Here is a 4,937-nt window from a genome sequence, read left to right as displayed (position 1 = left end):
GAGCCAGCCGTCGCAGGCCGCCCGGGCGCTTTTACCTCCGCCCACGTCGCCTCCTTCCAGGCGGCCACGGCCTGCTCGTCGCGTTCCGCGGCCCGGCGCGCGGGGATTTGCGGGGTGAAGCCGAGCCGGCGCATCAGACGGGTGGCCCCCGAGACGCTGTAGGAGACATGGAACGTGCGGCCGATCAGCGTCGCCACCCGCGCGCCGGTCCACACCTGGTCCTCATTCCAGCCGTGCGCGGCCGGCCCCTGTTCGAGGTATTCGGCGAGCTTCTCCCGGCACCGCGCCGACAGCTTGCATCGCTGCCCACCCGGTCCCCGTGAGGCCAGCGCCCCGATCCCGTCCTCCCGCCAGGCCTGGTGCCACTGGTAGGCCGATTTCGCGGTCACCCGCAGCCTGCGGGCAACCTCCCCCGGCGGGACACCTTCGTCGAACAACGTGGCGGCCTCCAGTCGCACCGCCTCGCGGCGCTGACGTGCCTTCGCCGTCAGCCCGCCCCCATCCGCATAGCGCATAGCGCATAGCGCATACCAACGGCATACCGCGCACATGATGGTCAGTCAGCTACACAAACAGGCCAATCACCTTGAAGCACCGAGGTCAGTACTCAGGTTGAACTCGCGATGTCGGTTGTCCAGGCGCAGTGAAGGTTGAGCAGTCTCACCGAAGAATGGTGACTGACCTACACGTTTCACCTACGTTGAATGCCGAGACTGGCACTGGCCGGGCGGAGGCACTGCCGGATGTCGGCCGCTCGTCACGTCATCCTGACGGTGCGCCAGGATGGTGGCATGGCAGATGAAACGATCACTCCACGCAGCATCGCCGACCGCTACCTCGACCAGGTGGCTGCACACGACCCGCTGGAGGCCGCCTGGCTGGGTCTGCACCCGGGCGACGACCGGCAGCCGGACCTCTCCCCGGAAGGTTTCGAAGCGCTCGCCGACATCGCCCTACACACCCTCGCCGCGCTCGATGCCGCCCCCGCCACCGAGGACCCCACCGATCGGGCCTGCGCCCGGCTGCTCCGGGAGCGCCTCACCGCCGAGCTCGCCCTGCACGACGCCGGCGAGAACTTCCGCCAGCTGCGCAACATTGGCGCGCACGTGCACCACGTGCGGGAGATCTTCACCTTCATGCCGACCGTCACCGACGACGACTGGGCGGCGGTGGCCGGACGGCTGCGTAACCTGCCCGCCGCGCTCGACGGATATCGGGCAACGCTCACCGAGGGGATCGCCCGGGACCTGCTCGCAGCACCCCGCCAGGCAGCCGTGGTCATCGACCAGCTCACCGCCTGGACCGGCGAGGGCACCGACAGCATGGGGTGGTTCGCCGACTTCGTTGCCCCCGGCCCCGAACGGCTGCGCGGCGAACTGGACGCGGCCGCCTGTCAGGCCACCGCCGCCGTCGCCGAGTTCCGCAACTGGCTTCGCGACAGCTACGCCCCCGCCACTGCCAAGACTCCGGACGCCGTCGGCCGGGATCGTTACCGGCTCGCCGTGCGTCACCACACCGGCGCCGAGCTCGACCTGGACGAGGCCTACACCTGGGCCTGGAGCGAGTTTCATCGCACGGCCGCCGAGATGCGGGCTGAGGCCGAGCGCGTGCTGCCCGGGGCCGGCGTCCTCGACGTCATGTACCACCTTGAGCGGCACGGCCACACGGTCAAGGGCGAGGAGGGGATCCGCGACTGGTTGCAGCAGATCATGGACGAGGCGATCGAAGCCCTCGACGGCACCCACTTCGACATCTCCGGACCGGTGCGAAAGGTGGAGTCCCGGATCGCCCCCGCCGGAAGCGCTGCGACGCCGTACTACGCAGGCCCCAGCCTGGACTTCAGCCGACCCGGGCGCACGTACCTGCCGACTCTCGGCCGGGACGCGTTCCCGACCTGGCAGCTCGTCACCACCTGGTACCACGAGGGCGTCCCCGGCCACCACCTGCAACTCGCCCAGTGGGTCGCCCTCGCCGACCAGCTGAGCCGCTACCAGACCACGCTGGGCATGGTCAGCGCCAACACCGAAGGCTGGGCCCTGTACGCCGAACGCCTCATGGACGACCTGGGCTTCCTCACCGACCCCGCCCACCGCCTCGGCTTCCTCGACGAGCAGATGCTGCGCACCATCCGGGTGATTATCGACATCGGCATGCACCTGGGCCTGGCCATCCCCGCCGACGCGGGCTTCCACCCCGGTGAGCGCTGGACCCCGGAGCTCGCCACGGAGTTCATGGCCACGTACAACGGCAGCCCCGCCGAACTGCGCAGCAGTGAGATCGTCCGTTATCTCGGCTGGCCCGGTCAGGCCATCGGCTACAAGCTCGGTGAGCGCGCCTGGCTGAAGGGGCGCGAAGCCGCCCGCCGCCGACTGGGCGCAGCGTTCGACCTCAAGGCCTGGCACATGAAGGCGCTCTCCCTGGGCTCGCTCGGTCTCGATGACCTGGTCGACCACCTTGCCGCACTGTAGGCGCGGCAGCGATGGACCCCGTTCAACGAGGATGCCGACCGCCGGAACGGGGTCCGCTCGCGTTATTCGGCCCTGGCGAAGATCTTGTGGTCAGGCTGGCGCCGACCCCGGCTGATGGGCTGCGGCGGCCTCGGGCATCATGATCGGATGCCGGACACCGCAGCACGCGCTGCTCTTCTCGATCACCTCCGTCGGATACTCCCTGGTCGCGTCATCGATGAGGTCCCAGGTGTGGATGGGCCCATCGAGGATCGCGTGCCCGGGTTCCGGGTGTTCCGGATTCATCCCGCGTATCCAGGCGACTGGTGGCTGTATGTGACGTCGGGCTGTTGGGAGGCGACTCAGCACGATGGCCATGGCACGGAGTTCTTTCTCGCGGCACCGCGCGACGAATGGATCAACCTGGAGAGCGTCACCGTCAACGCGTACTACCACTGCGGACCGGTACACCAGCGACTCGACGTCGGACACACCGTCCCCATCGGCCGACCGTGGCTCGATGACTCCGACTGCGACCACTACCTGGTGAGCCTGCCGTATCCCTTCGGACCCGACTTCGAGGTCTGCAAGTGGGAAGGCGGAGCCCATGCCCGGATCCTATGGCTGTTGCCGATCACCGCAGCGGAGAAGGATTTCCGTCGGGAGATGGGACTCGAGGCACTTGAATTCCGCTTCGATGAGCATGCGATCGACCCCATCGATCCAAAGCGGGCCTCCGTGGCCTGAGACGGGCGGGCGGAGACGAGAAACAGGCTGCGACGACGGTCAGAGACCGAGAAGGATACGTTTGCGGAGAAGGTCGAGGCTGGCCCGCCCGTAGCCCTGCCTCTTGATCAGCTTGATGCGTGTGACCTGGCCCTCGACCTGGCCCGAGCTCCAGGAGCTGGACAGGCTGGCGGTCACGGCGCCCTGGTCCCGGCGGAGGCCGGTGACCAGGGAGTGCAGAGCCGGTAGGTCGTCGGCGAGGACACGGTCCATCCCGTCGGGCAGCGGGTCGCCACGCTGACTTCGCGTGGCGCAGCACAATCAGCGTTCGGCGCGGCGGTGTGGTCGGCTCGCTCATGCCCCCAACCTGCCACAGCCCGGGCTGCCGATCGAGGACGGACGCGGGCTGCTCGTGCTCCTCAGGGGTTCCGCAGGCCGTCGGCCACCCGAAGGAGCTCGTTGGGCGACAGCGCCGCGTGTTGCGGGTCGAAGCTCACCACGGTGAACGTGCTGACGCCGTCGGACCAGGTGAGGGCGCGTTCGGAATCCGTGTCGCACACGAGGGACGCGCTGTGGCCGTTGACGGACATCGGTGCACCGGCGTGCGTGCCCGATGCCGGGTCCTGGGCGCCGGCCGCGGGGAGGACTTGGGTGATGCTCAACGCGGGCCTGCCGGCGGTCGCGTAGTAGCGGGTCCAGGAGGGCACGGTGTCGCTGCGGTTGTACGGATTGGGCGTCCACGGTCCGGCCACGGAACCGAAGACCAGGGGGACGTCCGGTGTCGCCGTGAAGCCCGGGGGGAGGTAGCCGACGTCGGAGAGCCGGGCAGCGGGGAACGGGACGAAGGGCTTTCCCGTGTTGGCCTCCGACAGCTGTCTGGTCCCCAGAGGCGCGTGGAGCGTGAAACTGACCAGTCGGCCAGCCGAGGGGCACTCGTGGGTCAGGTCCACCGTGTTCCCGGCCTTCAGATCCGCGGCGACCGCCTGCGACGTCTCGCGCGCGAACAGCCGCGGTTCGGCCTCCTGGCACGGTGTCCACATGACCGGTGTCGTGAGGGTGCGGCCGTCGGCGCTGACGAGCACCTGGCTGAACAGCCCTGCGTCAGCGCCGGGCTCGCGGTCCGCAGCGTAGCGCACCGCCGCGGACAGAGCCGCGAGCGCGACGACGGCGCACACGGCGAGGAGGGCCTTGCGGCGCCCCGGTGATGGCATTCGACCACTCCACGTTCGACGACAAGGCCTGTTCGACCCGATGTCACCACGGTTCCAGCGCTTTCGCGGTGGCCCGCCCTCCGGCGGAGGTGATGTGACACGGCCGGGCACCGGGCGCGTCGGAGGATAGTACACACGCGTCCCCGTGGAGTGCCGGGCACAGGCGTGCCGGGCGGTGAAAGGTGTTCAGCGCCTTTGGCAGGTCGTGCGGTCGCAGGCGTGCCATCGTGGTCGGGACAGGCGACGTGGCACACCCGGTGTGCCGACAGGAAGGGACCCACCGCTGTGAGCACGCCTGCGGCAGAGTCGGAAGAAGCGCAACGTCGTCGAGCGGGCAATCAACAAGCAGTTCGGTTCGGGGTACGCGCCCGCGGCGGGCTGGCCATTCTTCTGCGCGTCCGGCGAAGCCGTTCGCGCCGATCGGGGTCGGCCGACCGCGGCCCCTCCCAGCTGCCTCGCGGAAGCCCACTGACAGCCCTGGTCGCTTCGGTCGCCGCTGCTGGCCGAGCTGCAGGCGGACGCCAGGCTCTCGTACAACGAACTCTCCCGCCGG

The 4,937-nt window shown here is 69.4% G+C and carries 4 protein-coding genes and 1 pseudogene; 2 read left to right on the top strand and 3 right to left on the bottom strand.

Annotated features, from left to right (window positions below; genetic code table 11):
• A partial coding sequence (locus tag ABZW30_RS41835; protein ID WP_355676556.1) for a winged helix-turn-helix domain-containing protein occupies window positions 1–452 on the bottom strand: 452 nt, incomplete at its 3' end.
• Window positions 453–791: 339 nt separating this feature from the next.
• Here ABZW30_RS41835 and ABZW30_RS41830 point away from each other — a divergent pair.
• Window positions 792–2,468: a DUF885 domain-containing protein gene (locus ABZW30_RS41830; protein WP_355676555.1), complete on the top strand. Its 1,677-nt coding sequence runs from the start codon at window positions 792–794 to the stop codon at window positions 2,466–2,468.
• A 147-nt stretch (window positions 2,469–2,615) separates the two neighbouring features.
• On the top strand, window positions 2,616–3,194 hold the full coding sequence (locus ABZW30_RS41825) for a suppressor of fused domain protein (RefSeq protein ID WP_355676554.1): 579 nt from the start codon (window positions 2,616–2,618) through the stop codon (window positions 3,192–3,194).
• A 39-nt stretch (window positions 3,195–3,233) separates the two neighbouring features.
• Here the strand turns inward: ABZW30_RS41825 and ABZW30_RS41820 are convergent.
• Window positions 3,234–3,443 (bottom strand): annotated as a pseudogene (locus tag ABZW30_RS41820) (transposase); the annotation flags it as partial.
• A gap of 149 nt (window positions 3,444–3,592) precedes the next feature.
• Window positions 3,593–4,384 carry a hypothetical protein gene (locus tag ABZW30_RS41815; protein ID WP_355676553.1) on the bottom strand — a complete coding sequence of 264 codons (792 nt, stop codon included), beginning with the start codon at window positions 4,382–4,384 and terminating at the stop codon, window positions 3,593–3,595.
• Between the last annotated feature and the right edge of the window lie 553 nt (window positions 4,385–4,937).

The sequence above is a fragment of the Kitasatospora sp. NPDC004669 genome (assembly GCF_040609455.1).
Taxonomy (GTDB): Bacteria; Actinomycetota; Actinomycetes; order Streptomycetales; family Streptomycetaceae; genus Kitasatospora.
This window is presented reverse-complemented; position numbering and strand designations above follow the sequence as displayed.